A 14,309-nucleotide genomic window follows, 5' to 3' on the forward strand; every position below is an offset into this window, starting at 1 on the left:
CGCCCAGGCTAGGGGCGCCAGAGCGGATGATTGCCCATCTGCTCGGCGGCCCAGTCGACGAAGGCGCGCACCCGCGCCGACAGATGCCGCGAGTAGGGGTAGACCAGGCTCATGGGCATGCTCTCCAGCTGCCACTCCGGCAGCAGCTCCACCAGCCGACCCTCGGCCAGCGGCTGCTCGGCCTCGGCGGTGGGTACCGTGACGAAACCGAGGCCGGCCTCGGCGGCGGCCACGTAGGCGCCGCCGCTGTTGAAACGCATGGCCGGCTCCTGTTCGATGAGGAAGCGCTCGTCACCACGCTGCAGCACGTTGACCTTCTGCCGCCCGCTGGCCGGGTAGACGAAGGCCAGGTAGCGCAGCGCGGCGAGGTCGCGTGGGTGGCTCAGCGGCGCCTTGTCGGCCATGTAGCCGGCCGAGGCGCAGACGGTGAAGCGCATCTTGCCGATGGGTTTGCACACCAGGTCCGGGTCGTGCACCGGGCCGCCGCGGATGGCGCAGTCGACGCCTTCCTGGACCAGGTCGACAACCCGCTCGCTGCAGCCGACGTCCAGGCGGATCTGCGGATAACGCGCGACGAAGTCGGGCAGGGCGGGGATGACCAGGAAGCGCCCGACCGGGGTGGGCATCTCCACCCGCACCCGGCCACGGGCCAGGCCGCGGTTCTGCGACACGGTGGTTTCCAGCTCGTCGAGGTCGTCGAGCACGGCGCGGGCGCGTTCGTAGTAGGCGCTGCCGTCGGTGGTCGGTGACACCCGGCGGGTGGTGCGGTGCAGCAGCTTGACGCCGAGCTGGGTCTCCAGCGCCACCACCTGGCCGGACACAGTGGTCTTGGCCAGGCCCAGCGCATCGGCGGCGCGGGTGAAGCTGCCGAGTTCGACTATGCGGCAGAAGGCGCGCATCGCTTCCAGGCGGTCGAAGGCCATTGTCCGTTTCTCCGCACAATGTTTACGTTGCCGGCCAATTTATCTCGTTATGGCCGAGCAATACAGTGGCGACCATTCCCGATACGCCATCGGGTCTCTCTCGGAGAAATCGCCATGATGACCAGCAAACGCAACAACTATCACCAGACCGCCCCGCACGTGTTCAAGGCCATCTACGCCCTGGAGCAGACCCAGGCGGCCTTTGGCCTGGAGGGCTCGCTGCGCGAGCTGATCAAGGTGCGCGCCTCGCAGCTCAACGGCTGCGCCCTGTGTCTGGACATGCACAGCGCCGACGCGCTGAAGCAGGGCGAATCGGCCCGCCGCCTGCTGGCCCTCGGTGCTTGGCACGACGCGCCGTTCTTCAACGAACGCGAGCGTGCCGCCCTGCTGTGGACCGACGCCATGACCCAGCTGACCGAGGGCCATCCCTCGGACGCGGTGTACGCCGAGGTAGCGGCGCAGTTTGACGAGGTTGAGCTCGCCGAGCTGACCCTGGCCATCGCCGCCATCAATGCGTGGAACCGCTTCGGTGTCGGTTTCGCCATGCAGCCGGTGAAGTGAACGCCATGCGCAGGTCGATGCTGATATTTGCCCTGTCCGCCCTGTCCAGCGCCGCCGCGCTGGGCCATGGCGGCGCGGGGGACGAGACGGTAACCCCGGTGGCGGCGGCCGAGCTGCCGGCAGCGCCCGGCAGCCACGCCCAGGCGCTGCGGGTGGAGTTCGCCCCGGGCGCCGCCTCGCGGCCGCACACCCATCCGGGCGCGGTGTTCGTGGTGGTGGTCAGCGGCGAGGTGGAGTCGGCCCTGGACGGCCAGGCGCCGCAGCGCTTCAAGGCCGGCGAGGCCTGGTACGAGGCGCCGGGCCAGCTGCACCGTGTCACCCGCAACCCCAGCAGCACGCAACCGGCGACGCTGGTGGCCTGGCTGCTGTCCGACGGCAAGACCGCGCTGGTCCGGCCGGTTGCCCACTGACATCACACGAGCGGGGCGTTCCCCGCAGGAGACCGCCATGTTTCGCGCCGTGCTGATCGAAACCCTGTCGCTGGACGAAACCACCGTGCAGCAGCGCATCGCGGCCTTGGCCGGGGCGCGCGAGTGGCGCCTGGAGGCGCAGGGCGAAGGCTGGCTGCTGTGGCTTGACGACTCCAGGGACAGCGCGCGCCTGTGTGGCGCGCTGCTGGCCTGCAACTGGCTGCGGCGCCTGGACTTCGTCGCTTAACGGGTGAGCGGCAGGGCCAGGCCCATGGCGGCGAACAGCCCGCCGCAGCAACGGTTGAAGCCGCGGCCGGCGCGTTCCAGCCAGGGCCGGGTGCGCTGCGCGGTGCGTGCCAGCAGGTATTCCACGATGCCCTCGACGATGGCGAAGGTGGCCGCCATCACGGCGAACTGCAGCCACAGGCTGCGCGCCGGGTCGAGGAACTGTGGCAGGAAGGCACCGAAGAACAGGATCACCTTGGGATTGGACAGGGCCGACAGCAGACCCTGGCGAAACAGCTGCAGGCCGGGGCGCGGCTCGGCCGACTCGAGCGGCGTGAGGTGCAATGCCGGCGCACGCCACAGCTGGATGCCGAGCCAGATCAGGTAGGTGGCGCCCAGCCACTTGAGTACCAGCAGGGCATGCACCGAGGCCTTGAGCAGGGCGGCCAGGCCGAACATCGACAGCGCCATCAGCAGCACGAAGCCGAGCATGCCGCCGGTGACCGTCCACAAAGCGCGGCGGTGACCGTAGAGGGCGCCGTGGGTGAGGGCGAGCAGGCCGTTGGGGCCGGGCGTCAGCGACAGGCCGAGGACGGCGGTGAGATAGATCAGCCAGGTATGCAGGGCCATGGTGGTCGCCGGAGCTGGTGGGGGCGCTTCAGACGCTAACCGATCAGTGATGCCGGTCACAAGCCGAGCAAGTCGCGGCATGCCGTCATCCGCATGCCAGAGCCTTCACCGCGGGTTGGCGCGGATGGTCGGGCGATACGGCGTGGCCGGTGTTCATGTGCGGTTAACAATCGCTGCTTAACTTCAAGCGCGCCCCGTTTCGGGGTAGCGCCATAACAATAACGAACCATAAGGAAATGTAGCGATGCGAGCTCTTGCAGCCCTCACCCTGCTGGCCCTGAGTGCCCAGGTCAGCGCCCAGTGCCCGGACTTCCAAAGCCCGGCCAATCCACCGAGTTTCACCAAGCCGGCGAAGAAGAACTTCCGCAACTTCGGCAGCCAGGTGCTGGCCGGCCTGTACAAGCCCTGGCACATGGTGCACGACCAGATGGTGCGCAGCGGCCAGGCCGCCACCGTCACCGCCAAGTTCGACTACGACGCCGTGCTGCACAAGGACCTGGAAGGCGAGTACGTGCATGCCTACCTGTACGGCACCGGCATGAGTGGCTGGAGCTACCTGGGCCGCTACACCACCGACAGCGACGGCAAGATCAACGTGGCGGTGGGCACGCGGCCGGTCGGCGAGTATCGCGTACGCTTCGTGGTCGAGGGCGACCTCAGCCAGGTCGACGGCTACCTCAGCGTGGTCGACCCGAATCGCCCGGCCGTGCTGTTCGATATCGACGGCACCCTGACCATCAACGACTTCGAGGCCTACGCCGACTATATCGGGGTCAAGACCGCGCAGGCCTACTACTACGCACCGCAGACGGTGAAGGCCTACCGCGACAAGGGCTACCAGCTGGTATTCCTCACCGCCCGGCCGTACTGGGTGACCAAGGATGCGCGGCAGTGGTTCGACACCCAGGGCATCCCGCAGTGGCACTACCGCTCCAACCCCTACGGCGACGGCCCGATTCCGCCGGACACCCAGGCGCACAAGACCAATTATGTGAAGTACCTGCGCGAGCAGGTCGGCCTGAACATCGTGCGTGCCTATGGCAACGCCACCACCGACATCGCCGCCTATGCCGACGGCGGCATTCCCAAGGCGGAGACCTGGATCATCGGCCAGTACGCCGGGACCAGCGGCACCCAGTCGGTCGGCGGCGACTACAGCTACCACTACAGCACCGTGGTGGCGGCGACCCCGCCGGCCAACTGCAACTGAGGCAAAAAGAAGGGGGCCGCTTGGCCCCCTTCTTCATTAGCGCCGGATCAGACCCGATCGGCCAGCGCCAGCTTGATGCCCAGCGCGGTGAACAGGCCGCCGGTGCAGCGTTCCAGCCACAGACCGACACGCTGGCCGACCTGCAGGCGCTGCTGGGCGAAGGCGGTGGACAGGGCCAGGAAGTGACACCAGAGCATGCCGTTGAAGTTGAAGATGACGCCCAGCAGGATGAACGCCAGCGCCTTGTGCTCGGCGTCCGGGCTGATGAACTGCGGCACGAAGGCGAGGAAGAACAGTGCCACCTTGGGGTTGAGCACGTTGGTCAGGAAGCCCTGGGCGAAGATGCGTCCGTAGGGCAGGGCGGGCAGCTCGATGGCTGTCGGTTCGGCGGCCTCCTTGGGTTTCGCCAGCAGCATGCCGATGCCGATGTACAGCAGGTAGGCGGCGCCGATCAGCTTGACCACCATGAACGCGGTGGCCGAGGTGGCCAGCACGGCGGACATGCCCAGCGCGGCGGCCACTATGTGCACGCAGGTGCCGGCACCGATGCCCAGCGCCGCCGCCGATCCGGCGCGCCAACCCTGGGTGGCGCTGCGCGCCATGATCAGCAGCGAGTCGGGGCCGGGGGCCATGTTCAGCAACAGGCCGGAGAGGACGAACAGGAGCAGATCGTGGGTGCCGAACATGGCGAGTTCCTTTGCCGTGGGAAGGGACGATTCTGCGCCGTTGCTGAGCGCTCGGTCAAAACGGGATGACGCCAGCAGCAGCGCTGTCGATGAGTCTTGCCTACGGCTTTTGCCAAGCCCGACACAATGCTGCCGCTTTTGCCGAAAATCGCCGCAATTACCCTGTGCCTTGCCGGCCTTGTCGAGCATCTCCACTGAAAGCGCGCTGCCGCACCGCCAGTCTGGTGTCGTGTCGCGATGGCAGCGCCACAGGCCCCGGCTATGGCAAACTCCGCACTTTGCAGAGCTGCGCCACTGCCTGGCCTCGAACAGCAGCCGCACCGAATTCGCGCCGCCGTGGCGCAACCGACAAGCCAGCCGCTCCGGGCGGCCATAGAAGAAGAGGAATGTCCCGTGCACAAAGCCGTAATCAGTGGCACTGGCCTGTACACCCCCGCCAACAGCATCTCCAACGAAGAGCTGGTGGCTTCCTTCAACGCTTACGTCCAGCAGTTCAATGCCGACAACGCCGCCGCCATCGAACGCGGTGAGATCGAGGCGCTGACCGAATCCAACAGCGCCTTCATCGAGAAGGCTTCCGGCATCAAGAGCCGCTACGTGATGGACAAGGCCGGCATCCTCGACCCGCAGCGCATGACCCCGCGCCTGCCGCAGCGCAGCAATGAAGAGTGGGGCATCCTCTGCGAGATGTCCGTGGCTGCCGCCAAGGAAGCGCTCGAGCGTGCCGGCAGGACCGTTGCCGATATCGACGGTGTGATCGTCGCCTGCTCCAACCTGGAACGCGCCTACCCGGCGGTGGCCATCGAAGTTCAGGCCGCCCTGGGCATCGACGGCTGGGGCTACGACATGAACGTGGCCTGCTCCTCGGCCACCTTCGGCATCCAGGCCGCCAACAACGCCATCGCCACCGGCCAGGCGCGCGCGGTGCTGATGGTCAACCCGGAGATCTGCACCGGCCACCTGAACTTCCGCGACCGCGACAGCCACTTCATTTTCGGCGATGGCGCCACCGCGGTGATCATCGAGCGCGCCGACCAGGCCACCTCGAAGCACCAGTGGGACATCGTCGGCACCAAGCTGCTGACCCAGTTCTCCAACAACATCCGCAACAACTTCGGCTTCCTCAACCGCGCGGCGGAAGAGGGCATCGGCGCCAAGGACAAGCTGTTCGTCCAGGAAGGCCGCAAGGTGTTCAAGGACGTCTGCCCGATGGTGGCCGAGCTGATCGGCGCGCATCTGGAGGAGAACCAGCTGAACGTCAGCGACGTGAAGCGCTTCTGGCTGCACCAGGCCAACCTCAACATGAATCTGCTGATCGCCCGCAAGCTGCTCGGACGCGACGCCGAGCCGCACGAGGCTCCGGTGATCCTCGACACCTACGCCAACACCAGCTCCGCCGGCTCGGTGATCGCCTTCCACAAGCACCAGGATGATTTGCCGGCCGGCAGCCTGGGCGTGCTCAGCTCGTTCGGTGCCGGGTACTCCATCGGCAGCGTGATCCTGCGCAGAAAGGCCTGATCGCCGCGCATGTCAGGGACTGACGCCGAGCTGCTCGCCCGCCTGCTGGCCGGCGAGCAGCATGCCTTCCGCGAGCTGGTCAGTACCTACCAGGGCGCCATGCGCGCCGTGGCCTACGCCATCGTCGGCAGCCGCAACGCCGACGAGGTGGTGCAGGACGCCTGGCTGGCCGTGGTGCGCAATCTGCCCGGTTTCCAGCAGCGCTCCAGCCTCAAGACCTGGCTGCTGACCATCACCGCCAACACCGCCAAGAGCCGCCTCAAGCAGCAGCGCCGCGAACCGCTGCTCGACGACCTGCCGGCGCCCCATGGCAGCGTCGGCGCCGAGCGTTTCGCCGAGGACGGCCACTGGCAGACCCCGCCCAGCCAGTGGGAGCAAGACACGCCCGAGGCCCTGCTGGCCGCGACGGAACTGCGCGAATGCCTGGAGAAGACCATCGCCAGCCTCTCCGAGACCCAGTCCAGCGTGCTACTGCTGCGCGAGCGCCAGGGCCTGGAGCTGGAGGAGATCTGTAATCTTCTCGATCTCTCGCTCTCCAATGTCAGAGTGCTGTTGCACCGCGCCCGGCTCAAGGTGTTCGCCACCCTGGAGCATTTCGAGGAGACCGGCCAATGCTGAGCTGCAAGGAACTGGTGGCCCATTCCAGCGATTACCTCGACGGCCAGCTGCGCCTGCGCGAGCGCATCAGCGTGCGCACCCATCTGGCCGTGTGCAGCCATTGCCGGCGCTTCATCCGCCAGCTCAGGCTGAGCCAGGCGGTGCTGCGCCAGCTCCCCGACGAAGCGATTCCCGAGCTGGATTCCCTGGCCGAAAAGCTTGCCCGCCAGCGTCGCGAACCCTGATCCGCAGAAATTTTTCCGCCGCGCTGTAACGAGGCGCAACGACCTCCGTCTAGTGTTGCGAAGGGGCCAATCGCCTCCTCGCACAATAACCACGACTGGAGAGATTCCATGAAACAGCGCAATTCCGTAGCCATCACCCTGGGCGCCGCCCTGCTGAGCACTGCCATCGCCGCCCAGGCCGGCAGCAATCCGTTCGCCGCCCAGGAACTCTCCAGCGGCTACAGCCTGGCGGTCCACGAGAAGGGCCACGAAGGCTCCTGCGGCGAGGGCAAGTGCGGTGCTGAGATGATGGGCGCCGAGAAGGCTGCCGAAGGCAAGTGCGGCGAGGGCAAATGCGGCGGCGACAAGGCCACCAAGGAAGGCAGCTGCGGCGAGGAGGGCAAGGCCGGCCACGAGGGCAAGTGCGGCGCCGATAAGACCGAGTAAGGGCGCCGGGACATGGCCTACGGCAACTTCGTCAACGGCGCCGGCCTGGGCCTGCGCCGCGGCCTGCTGGCGGCGCTGCAGGATGGCGCCTCCGGCTCGGTCGACGAGCAGGTGGATTTCCTGGAAATCGCCCCGGAGAACTGGATCGGCGTCGGCGGTCGCTTCGGCCGCCAGCTACGCGCGCTGACCGAGCGCCTGCCGTTCCTCTGCCACGGCCTGTCCCTCAACCTCGGCGGCATCGCTCCGCTGGACCTCAAACTGCTGCACGCGATCAAGAGCTTCCTCGATGAGCACGGCATCCGTGGCTACAGCGAGCATCTGTCGGCCTGCGCCGACGACGGCCAGCTCTACGACCTGATGCCGCTGCCATTCAGCGATGAGGCGGTGCGCCGGGTGGCCGCGCGTATCCGCCAGGTGGAAGAGGTGTTGGAGCGGCCGCTGATCATCGAGAACGTTTCGGCCTATGCGTGCCTGCCCGGCGAGCTGGACGAGGTGGAGTTCGTCCGCGCCGTGCTGGAGGAAGCCGACTGCCAGCTGCTGCTGGATATCAACAACGTGCAGGTCAACGCCCACAACTTCGGCTTCGACCCGTACGCCTATATCGAGGCGATGCCCAGCGAGCGCATCGCCTATCTGCATGTGGCCGGGCATCTGGACCAGGCCGCCGACCTGAAGATAGACACCCACGGCGCACCGGTGTGCGATCCGGTGTGGCGGTTGCTGGCGCACAGCTACGCCGTGCATGGCGTGCGTCCGACTCTGCTGGAACGCGACTTCAACTTTCCGCCGCTGGCCGAGCTGTATGCCGAGGTGGGGCAGATCCGTACGCTGCAGCGGGAGATCGGAGCATGAGCACGCGCGACCAGGCGGCGTTCGCCGCGCGCATTCGCCAGCCCCAGGCAGAACCGCTGTTGCCGGGGATATCGGCCGAGCGCATGGCGGTGTACGAGGAGCTGTTCTTCAACAACCTCGACGGCTTTATCATCAGCGGCTTTCCGGTGCTCTGCCGGGTACTGGGCGAGCCGCGTCGGCGACGTCTGGTGCGCGCCTTTCTCGCCGAGCATCGCAGTGCCACACCCTACTTCCTGGCGATAGGCGAGGAGTTCGTCGCCTGGCTGGAGGCCGGCGGTGGTGCGGAGCAGGGCGATCCCGGATTTGTCGCCGAGCTGGCCCATTACGAGCGCGTCGAGCTGGCGCTGGATGTGGCCACTGATCGCTTGCCGGCCCACGGCTGGTCGCCATTGGCCTGGCCGCTGGCCTATGCCTGGCCGGTACAGCGCATCGGCGCCGATTACCAACCCCGCGAGGCGCCCGCCGAGCCCACCTGTCTGCTGGCCTGGCGCGATTCGGCAGAGCGGGTGCGTTTCCAGCAGCTGTCGCCCTTCGCCTATCACCTGGCCCTGCGTCTGCAGGCCGGTCAGCCATCGCTGCAGGCCCTGCTGGACCTGGCCGAGGCCAGCGGGCTGGAGGCCGACGAACCCTTCTTCACCAATGCCCGCGTGCTGCTGGATGGCTGGCAGCGCCAGGACATCTGGTATCCCTGACGGAGAACATCATGCTGAGCCTGCTCAACCGCCTCCAGGATGGCCTGGACGCTACCCGCCGCCTTGATTTTCTCGCGCCGCTGCTGCTGCGCCTGTATCTGGTGCCGATCTTCTGGATGGCCGGCATCCACAAGCTGGCGGACATGGACAGCACCATCGCCTGGTTCGGCAATCCGGACTGGGGCCTGGGCCTGCCTTTTCCTGTCGTGCTGGCCTGGCTGGCGGCGCTGACCGAGGCTGGCGGTGCGATCCTATTGCTGTTCGGCCTGGCCGTGCGCTGGATCAGCGTGCCGCTGATAGCGACCATGCTGGTGGCGATCTTCGCCGTGCACTGGGAGTTCGGTTGGCAGGCCATCGCCGATGCCTCCGCGCCCTTCGCCAACGAGCGGGTGCTGGCGGCGGGCGAGAAGCTGGAGCGCGCCCGTGAGCTCCTGCAGGAACATGGCAACTACGACTGGCTCACCGGCAGCGGCAAGTTCGTGGTGCTGAACAATGGCATCGAGTTCGCCGTCACCTATCTGCTCATGCTGCTGGCGCTGTTCTTCGCTGGGGCGGGGCGCTGGTTGAGCATCGACCATTGGCTGGCGGTGCGTTTTCGTCAGGCTTGAAGAGGCGCCGGCTCAGGCAGGCCGTGCTTCTCCGACTTATTATGAAAGGGAGTAAAAAGTTCCTGTGTAATTTAACTTTCATATAAATAAAACCGGGCTGAAATAACCCGCCGCCAAGATTCCCCCCCAACACGCAGGGCCGAAGCCCAGTGTTTTTCTAAAGACCAATAGGGGAATTCTTCGATGAAGCACTTTGCCGGTTTTGCTGCCAGCGCCCTGGCCCTGGCCATTTCCGCCCAGGCTTTCGCTGGTACCGTCACCACCGACGGCGCCGATCTCGTGATCAAGACCAAGAGCGGGCTGGAAGTTTCGACTACCGACAAGCAGTACAGCTTCAAACTGGGTGGCCGTATCCAGGCGGACTTCGATTCGTTCGACGGCTTCTACACCACCAATAACGAGAGTGCCAACGAAGCCTTCTTCCGCCGTGCCCAGATCGAAATCGGTGGCAACTACAAGGACTGGCGCTATCAGATCAACTACGACTTCACCGACAACCGCGGCAACGAAAACAAGTTCGACGAAGCCACCATCACCTACACCGGCTTCTCCCCGATCAATATCCGCGTCGGCCGCTTCGATCCGGATTACAGCCTGGAAAAAGCCACCAGCTCCAAGTGGGTGACTGCCAAGGAACGCTCGCCGATCCTCGATCTGGCCTCCTGGACCACCGATCACGAGAACGGCATGGGTATCCAGGTCAACGGTACCTACGGCGGCATGTTCTACGGTTCCGCCAGCCTTCAGCAGCAAGACTCCGGCGTCTACCTCGAGGACGAGGATGGCGAAGATGTGAACAGCTACTTCATGCGTGGCGTGTTTGCCCCGATTGTCAGCGAGACCCAGGTACTGCACTTCGGTCTGGACTATGCCACCCGCAGTTACGGCAACGAGCGCGACGGCACCAAATTCGACGGCCGTATCCGCTCCCGTCTGGGCGTGCGCGGCGTTTCCGAGAACCAGGCCAACTCCGACCAGTTGGTGCTGGCCCCGGCTGATGCTTCTGCCATTGCTGGCAACACCACCACCGGCTTCGAGGATGACGATGTTGTTGGCCTGGAGTTCGCCTACATGCAGGGCCCGTTCTCGGTGCAGAGCGAATACCTCAAGCGTGACCTTAGCGGCTACGGCAGCAACGGCGACCGCGAGGCCACCGGCTACAACGCGCAGCTGGCCTACACCCTGACCGGCGAGTCGCGCATCTACAAGCTGGACGGTGCCAAGTTCGATGCCATCAAGCCGGCGAACAAGCAGACTGGTGCCTGGGAAGTCTTCTACCGCTACGACCATCTGAATGTCGAAGACGACCAGACCATGGCTACCGTCGGCGGCGTCGCCATCGACGAGAGCGAGGCCAAGGTGCACACCCTGGGTGTGAACTGGTACGCCAACGAAGCCGTCAAGGTGTCGCTGAACTACCTGATGACCAAGACCGACGAAGACACCGTCAAGCTGCAGCCGGGCCGCTTCGCTGCCGGTAACGACGATGACGACGGCCAGGCCATCACCATGCGCGCCCAGTACGTCTTCTAAGCACAACGAACGCTTCTCCGCTCCTACTTCCAGGCCCCGCTTCTGCGGGGCTTTTTTTTGCCTCGGCGAGCCGCCAGACTGGCGGCATGCCGCTTATTACCCAGTACCACCTCGCCGATATCGACTCTTCCGTCTGGGACGCCTTGCTGCCCGAGCCGCAGCCGTTCCTGCGTCATGCCTTTCTCTCGGCGCTGGAGGACAGTGGCAGTGTCGGTGGGAGTTCTGGCTGGCAGGCGGCGCATCGCCTGTTGTACGACGCGAGCGGTACGTTGCGAGCGGCGCTGCCGGCCTATCTGAAGCAGCACTCCTATGGGGAATACGTGTTCGACATGGGCTGGGCCGATGCCTGCCATCGCGCCGGGATCGCCTACTACCCCAAGCTGCTCGGTGCCGTGCCCTTCAGTCCGGTAAGCGGTCCGCGCCTGCTGGGCGATGTGCAGGCCGCCGGCCAGTTGCTCGACGAGCTGGTGGCGGAGCTGGCGGGGGAGGGGTTGTCCGGGCTGCATATCAACTTCCTGCGGGCCGAGGACGATGTGCTGTTTGAGGGCCGCGAGGGCTGGCTGCAGCGCCTCGACTGCCAGTACCACTGGCGCAACCGTGGTTACCGCGATTTTCAGGATTTCCTCGACGCTCTCAGCTCGCGCAAGCGCAAGCAGCTGCGCAAGGAGCGCGAGCAGGTGGCCGGGCACGGCATCGACTTCCGCTGGCAGCGAGGTGGTGAGCTGAGCGAGGCGGACTGGGATTTCGTCTATGCCTGCTATGCCAGCACCTACCATGTGCGCCGTCGCGCGCCCTACCTGAGACGCGCGTTCTTCAGCCTGCTGGCCGAGCGCATGCCCGAGGCCATTCGCGTGGTCAGTGCGCTGCGGAACGCTCGTCCAGTGGCCATGGCCTTCAGCCTGGTGGGCGGCGACAGCTTCTACGGGCGCTACTGGGGTTGCCTGGGCGACTTCGATCGCCTGCATTTCGAGACCTGTTTCTACCAGGGCATCGAGCTCGCCATCGAAGAAGGCCTGCAGCGCTTCGACGCCGGCGCCCAGGGCGAGCACAAGCTGATCCGTGGCTTCGAACCGCAGATCACCCGCTCCTGGCATTACCTGTTGCATCCCGGTTTGCGCGCCGCCGCGGATCAGTTCCTCGCCGAGGAGCGGCCGGCCGTACTGGCCTATGCCGAGCAGGCGCGGCAGCTGTTGCCCTATCGCCAGGCAGGAACCTGACATGCAGAAGCTGTTGCTGAGCCTGGGTGTTCTGGCACTGAGTCTGCCGCTCGGCGTATTGCTGGCCTTGCTACTGGTGCCGTTGTGGCGCTGGCTGGAGGATGTCGGCGGTGTCGAAGCCATTGGCCATTCCGGGCCTGCGGCCTGGTGCTATGGCATCTGCATCGGTCTGTTCGCCCTGCTGGTCTTGCTGCTGTTGTGGCGTCGGCCGTGACCCGCGCCCTGTTCATCTGCAGTCGCAACCGCCTGCGCAGCCCCACGGCCGAGCAGGTCTTTGCCGCCTGGCCTGAAGTGGAGAGCGACTCGGCCGGACTGGCGCCGGATGCCGAGGTGCCGCTGTCCGCCGAGCAGGTGCAGTGGGCCGAGCTGATCTTCGTCATGGAACGGGTGCACCAGCGACGCCTGCAGCAGCGCTTCGGTCCGCTGCTCAAGGATCGGCGGGTGATCTGCCTGGGCATTCCGGACGACTACGAATACATGCAGCCGGAGCTGGTCGAGCTGCTGGAACGCAAGGCGGGCGCCTATTTGCGCTGAGGCGGAGCAATAGGGGAAAGAGGTTGGCGCAGCCGCTGCAGCGGCCGCGCCAGGAGTCGCAGTCAGAGCTTCTTCGCGCTGAGGATCAGCACCGGTTCGACCGGCACGTTCTGGTGCATGCCGCGGTTGCCGGTGCGTACCTTGGCGATGCGGTCGACCACGTCCATGCCGCGCACGACCTTGCCGAACACCGCGTAGCCGAAGTCGCGGCCGCCGTGGTTGAGGAAGTCGTTGTCCTTGTGGTTGATGAAGAACTGGCTGGTGGCCGAGTCCACCACCTGGGTGCGCGCCATGGCGAGGGTGCCGCGGTCGTTGCGCAGGCCGTTGTCGGCCTCGTTCTTGATCGGCTTGAAGGTGTCCTTCTCGCCCATGTCGGCATCGAAGCCGCCGCCCTGGATCATGAAGCCCGGGATCACCCGGTGGAACTGGGTGCCGTTGTAGAAGCCGGCGTCCACGTAGCCGAGGAAGTTCTGCGTGCTGATCGGCGCCTTCTCGGCGTTGAGCTCGATCTCGATGTCGCCGAGGCTGGTGGTCAGCAGCACGTGGGGATTGCCGGCGGCCAGCAGGCTGGTGCTCAGCAGCAGGCCACAGGCGGAGAGGAGGAGTTGCTTCAGCATGGTTGTGGGTCCTTGTTTTTCTCTTGCGGTTGATTGCGCTCGACCTGGGCGAGGAACTCGTCCAGGACGGCATTGAAACGTTGCGGCTGGTCCATCGGGGTGGCGTGGCGCGAGCGCTCGATCACCACCAGGCGCGCGTTGGGAAGCTCGCGTACATAGGCCTCCTTGCTGGCGACCGATGTGTAGTCGCGGTCGGCCGTGACCACCAGGGTGGGACAGGTGATCGCGGCCAGGCGTTCGCGCACGCTCCAGCCGATGATGGCGTCGAGGCTGGCCAGGTAGGCGCGCTTGTCGTTCTCTGGCCAGCGCTGCTCGATCTTGGCGCGCAGCTCGGCCTGCTCCGGAAGCGGGAAGAGGATGCGGCCAAGCCCCTGGCCGATGGTCTGCATGCTCAAAACCCGCGACAGGGTCCAGCGCTTGGCCAGCATCCACCAGTCGGCGGCGCTCTTGGCGCGCACCTCGGGGCCGCTGTTGACGATGCATAGGCTGCGCAGCAGCTCCGGCCGGTCGACGCCCAGCTGGAAGCCGACCATACCTCCCATGGAGATGCCGACCAGATGTACGCGTGGCAGGCCCAAGTGTTCGATCAGCGCCGCCACGTCGGCGGCGAAGCCGGCCATGCTGTAGCGCTCGCGCGGCTTGCCGGAGCGGCCGTGGCCGCGCAGGTCGATGGCCAGCACGCGGCGGCCTTGCAGCAGGTGCGGCATCTGGTATTCCCAGTCCTGGATACTGGAGCCGAGGCCGTGGACCAGCAGCACCGGTTCGCCCTGGCCGCGGTCTTCGTAGTGCAGCTGGCAGCCCTGATGTTCGAAGTAGGACATGGTG

General features: G+C 66.0%; 20 protein-coding genes. 15 read left to right on the forward strand and 5 right to left on the reverse strand.

All coding sequences use genetic code 11. The features are described from left to right. Nucleotides 1–8: 8 nt before the first annotated feature. Nucleotides 9–923, reverse strand: a complete 915-nt coding sequence (locus FFS62_RS07890) for a LysR family transcriptional regulator (RefSeq protein WP_137972287.1) — start codon at nucleotides 921–923, stop codon at nucleotides 9–11. A 117-nt stretch (nucleotides 924–1,040) separates the two neighbouring features. Here FFS62_RS07890 and FFS62_RS07895 point away from each other — a divergent pair, with 117 nt between their 5' ends. Genes FFS62_RS07895 through FFS62_RS07905 form a run of 3 tightly spaced genes read left to right on the forward strand, consistent with a single transcriptional unit; the run spans nucleotide 1,041 to nucleotide 2,141 of the window. Next, a complete protein-coding gene (locus tag FFS62_RS07895) occupies nucleotides 1,041–1,484 on the forward strand; it encodes a carboxymuconolactone decarboxylase family protein (RefSeq protein WP_137973383.1) in 444 nt (147 codons plus the stop codon). Between the two features lie 5 nt (nucleotides 1,485–1,489). Then, on the forward strand, nucleotides 1,490–1,894 hold the full coding sequence (locus FFS62_RS07900; RefSeq protein WP_137972288.1) for a cupin domain-containing protein: 405 nt from the start codon (nucleotides 1,490–1,492) through the stop codon (nucleotides 1,892–1,894). Nucleotides 1,895–1,931: 37 nt separating this feature from the next. Then, nucleotides 1,932–2,141, forward strand: coding sequence for a hypothetical protein (locus FFS62_RS07905; RefSeq protein WP_137972289.1), 210 nt, complete (start codon nucleotides 1,932–1,934; stop codon nucleotides 2,139–2,141). Here the strand turns inward: FFS62_RS07905 and FFS62_RS07910 are convergent. Next, nucleotides 2,138–2,749, reverse strand: coding sequence for a LysE family translocator (locus tag FFS62_RS07910; RefSeq protein ID WP_137972290.1), 612 nt, complete (start codon nucleotides 2,747–2,749; stop codon nucleotides 2,138–2,140). The genes FFS62_RS07905 and FFS62_RS07910 overlap by 4 nt on opposite strands. A gap of 244 nt (nucleotides 2,750–2,993) precedes the next feature. On the opposite strand from FFS62_RS07910, the gene FFS62_RS07915 reads away from it, so the two are divergent. Continuing rightward, complete coding sequence (locus tag FFS62_RS07915) at nucleotides 2,994–3,959, forward strand: lipin/Ned1/Smp2 family protein (RefSeq protein WP_137972291.1); 966 nt, start codon at nucleotides 2,994–2,996, stop codon at nucleotides 3,957–3,959. Between the two features lie 47 nt (nucleotides 3,960–4,006). Here FFS62_RS07915 and FFS62_RS07920 read toward each other — a convergent pair whose 3' ends face one another. Further along, entirely contained in the window at nucleotides 4,007–4,645 is a 639-nt protein-coding gene (locus FFS62_RS07920) for a LysE family translocator (RefSeq protein WP_137972292.1), read from the reverse strand. Nucleotides 4,646–5,038: 393 nt separating this feature from the next. Between FFS62_RS07920 and FFS62_RS07925 the strand changes: the two genes are divergently transcribed. From FFS62_RS07925 to FFS62_RS07975, 11 genes are all read left to right on the forward strand, one after another. Beyond that, the gene (locus FFS62_RS07925) at nucleotides 5,039–6,163 is read left to right on the forward strand and encodes a beta-ketoacyl-ACP synthase III (protein WP_137972293.1); all 1,125 of its coding nucleotides are present in this window, start codon (nucleotides 5,039–5,041) and stop codon (nucleotides 6,161–6,163) included. Between the two features lie 9 nt (nucleotides 6,164–6,172). Then, nucleotides 6,173–6,781, forward strand: coding sequence for an RNA polymerase sigma factor (locus tag FFS62_RS07930; RefSeq protein ID WP_137972294.1), 609 nt, complete (start codon nucleotides 6,173–6,175; stop codon nucleotides 6,779–6,781). Beyond that, entirely contained in the window at nucleotides 6,775–7,005 is a 231-nt protein-coding gene (locus tag FFS62_RS07935; protein WP_137972295.1) for an anti-sigma factor, read from the forward strand. Before FFS62_RS07930 ends, FFS62_RS07935 begins: the two co-directional genes overlap by 7 nt. A gap of 108 nt (nucleotides 7,006–7,113) precedes the next feature. Next, nucleotides 7,114–7,431: a hypothetical protein gene (locus FFS62_RS07940; protein ID WP_137972296.1), complete on the forward strand. Its 318-nt coding sequence runs from the start codon at nucleotides 7,114–7,116 to the stop codon at nucleotides 7,429–7,431. Nucleotides 7,432–7,443: 12 nt separating this feature from the next. After that, complete coding sequence (locus FFS62_RS07945) at nucleotides 7,444–8,283, forward strand: DUF692 domain-containing protein (protein WP_137972297.1); 840 nt, start codon at nucleotides 7,444–7,446, stop codon at nucleotides 8,281–8,283. Then, nucleotides 8,280–8,975, forward strand: coding sequence for a DUF2063 domain-containing protein (locus FFS62_RS07950; RefSeq protein ID WP_137972298.1), 696 nt, complete (start codon nucleotides 8,280–8,282; stop codon nucleotides 8,973–8,975). The genes FFS62_RS07945 and FFS62_RS07950 overlap by 4 nt, the downstream gene beginning before the upstream one ends. Nucleotides 8,976–8,986: 11 nt before the next feature. Beyond that, complete coding sequence (locus FFS62_RS07955; protein ID WP_137972299.1) at nucleotides 8,987–9,583, forward strand: DoxX family protein; 597 nt, start codon at nucleotides 8,987–8,989, stop codon at nucleotides 9,581–9,583. A gap of 183 nt (nucleotides 9,584–9,766) precedes the next feature. Further along, on the forward strand, nucleotides 9,767–11,116 hold the full coding sequence (locus FFS62_RS07960; RefSeq protein ID WP_137972300.1) for an OprO/OprP family phosphate-selective porin: 1,350 nt from the start codon (nucleotides 9,767–9,769) through the stop codon (nucleotides 11,114–11,116). Between the two features lie 86 nt (nucleotides 11,117–11,202). Then, nucleotides 11,203–12,333: a GNAT family N-acetyltransferase gene (locus FFS62_RS07965; protein WP_137972301.1), complete on the forward strand. Its 1,131-nt coding sequence runs from the start codon at nucleotides 11,203–11,205 to the stop codon at nucleotides 12,331–12,333. A 1-nt stretch (nucleotide 12,334) separates the two neighbouring features. Continuing rightward, complete coding sequence (locus tag FFS62_RS07970) at nucleotides 12,335–12,547, forward strand: hypothetical protein (protein WP_137972302.1); 213 nt, start codon at nucleotides 12,335–12,337, stop codon at nucleotides 12,545–12,547. After that, on the forward strand, nucleotides 12,544–12,867 hold the full coding sequence (locus tag FFS62_RS07975) for a low molecular weight protein tyrosine phosphatase family protein (protein ID WP_137972303.1): 324 nt from the start codon (nucleotides 12,544–12,546) through the stop codon (nucleotides 12,865–12,867). Before FFS62_RS07970 ends, FFS62_RS07975 begins: the two co-directional genes overlap by 4 nt. 62 nt (nucleotides 12,868–12,929) lie before the next feature. On the opposite strand, the gene FFS62_RS07980 is transcribed toward FFS62_RS07975, so the two are convergent. Both FFS62_RS07980 and FFS62_RS07985 read right to left on the reverse strand, forming a co-directional pair. Further along, entirely contained in the window at nucleotides 12,930–13,484 is a 555-nt protein-coding gene (locus FFS62_RS07980; protein ID WP_137972304.1) for a peptidylprolyl isomerase, read from the reverse strand. Beyond that, a complete protein-coding gene (locus FFS62_RS07985) occupies nucleotides 13,478–14,305 on the reverse strand; it encodes an alpha/beta fold hydrolase (RefSeq protein ID WP_137972305.1) in 828 nt (275 codons plus the stop codon). Before FFS62_RS07985 ends, FFS62_RS07980 begins: the two co-directional genes overlap by 7 nt. Nucleotides 14,306–14,309: the final 4 nt, after the last annotated feature.

Origin of the sequence: Pseudomonas sp. F(2018), from assembly GCF_005508865.1 — a bacterium.
Taxonomy (GTDB): domain Bacteria; phylum Pseudomonadota; class Gammaproteobacteria; order Pseudomonadales; family Pseudomonadaceae; genus Aquipseudomonas.

What these genes read in the sequence shown, in the direction of transcription:
- FFS62_RS07890 (WP_137972287.1), bottom strand. Translation starts at nt 923, where the DNA reads ATGGCCTTCGACCGCCTGGAAGCGATGCGCGCCTTCTGCCGCATAGTC.
- FFS62_RS07895 (WP_137973383.1), top strand. Translation starts at nt 1,041, where the DNA reads ATGACCAGCAAACGCAACAACTATCACCAGACCGCCCCGCACGTGTTC.
- FFS62_RS07900 (WP_137972288.1), top strand. Translation starts at nt 1,490, where the DNA reads ATGCGCAGGTCGATGCTGATATTTGCCCTGTCCGCCCTGTCCAGCGCC.
- FFS62_RS07905 (WP_137972289.1), top strand. Translation starts at nt 1,932, where the DNA reads ATGTTTCGCGCCGTGCTGATCGAAACCCTGTCGCTGGACGAAACCACC.
- FFS62_RS07910 (WP_137972290.1), bottom strand. Translation starts at nt 2,749, where the DNA reads ATGGCCCTGCATACCTGGCTGATCTATCTCACCGCCGTCCTCGGCCTG.
- FFS62_RS07915 (WP_137972291.1), top strand. Translation starts at nt 2,994, where the DNA reads ATGCGAGCTCTTGCAGCCCTCACCCTGCTGGCCCTGAGTGCCCAGGTC.
- FFS62_RS07920 (WP_137972292.1), bottom strand. Translation starts at nt 4,645, where the DNA reads ATGTTCGGCACCCACGATCTGCTCCTGTTCGTCCTCTCCGGCCTGTTG.
- FFS62_RS07930 (WP_137972294.1), top strand. Translation starts at nt 6,173, where the DNA reads ATGTCAGGGACTGACGCCGAGCTGCTCGCCCGCCTGCTGGCCGGCGAG.
- FFS62_RS07935 (WP_137972295.1), top strand. Translation starts at nt 6,775, where the DNA reads ATGCTGAGCTGCAAGGAACTGGTGGCCCATTCCAGCGATTACCTCGAC.
- FFS62_RS07940 (WP_137972296.1), top strand. Translation starts at nt 7,114, where the DNA reads ATGAAACAGCGCAATTCCGTAGCCATCACCCTGGGCGCCGCCCTGCTG.
- FFS62_RS07945 (WP_137972297.1), top strand. Translation starts at nt 7,444, where the DNA reads ATGGCCTACGGCAACTTCGTCAACGGCGCCGGCCTGGGCCTGCGCCGC.
- FFS62_RS07950 (WP_137972298.1), top strand. Translation starts at nt 8,280, where the DNA reads ATGAGCACGCGCGACCAGGCGGCGTTCGCCGCGCGCATTCGCCAGCCC.
- FFS62_RS07955 (WP_137972299.1), top strand. Translation starts at nt 8,987, where the DNA reads ATGCTGAGCCTGCTCAACCGCCTCCAGGATGGCCTGGACGCTACCCGC.
- FFS62_RS07960 (WP_137972300.1), top strand. Translation starts at nt 9,767, where the DNA reads ATGAAGCACTTTGCCGGTTTTGCTGCCAGCGCCCTGGCCCTGGCCATT.
- FFS62_RS07965 (WP_137972301.1), top strand. Translation starts at nt 11,203, where the DNA reads ATGCCGCTTATTACCCAGTACCACCTCGCCGATATCGACTCTTCCGTC.
- FFS62_RS07970 (WP_137972302.1), top strand. Translation starts at nt 12,335, where the DNA reads ATGCAGAAGCTGTTGCTGAGCCTGGGTGTTCTGGCACTGAGTCTGCCG.
- FFS62_RS07980 (WP_137972304.1), bottom strand. Translation starts at nt 13,484, where the DNA reads ATGCTGAAGCAACTCCTCCTCTCCGCCTGTGGCCTGCTGCTGAGCACC.
- FFS62_RS07985 (WP_137972305.1), bottom strand. Translation starts at nt 14,305, where the DNA reads ATGTCCTACTTCGAACATCAGGGCTGCCAGCTGCACTACGAAGACCGC.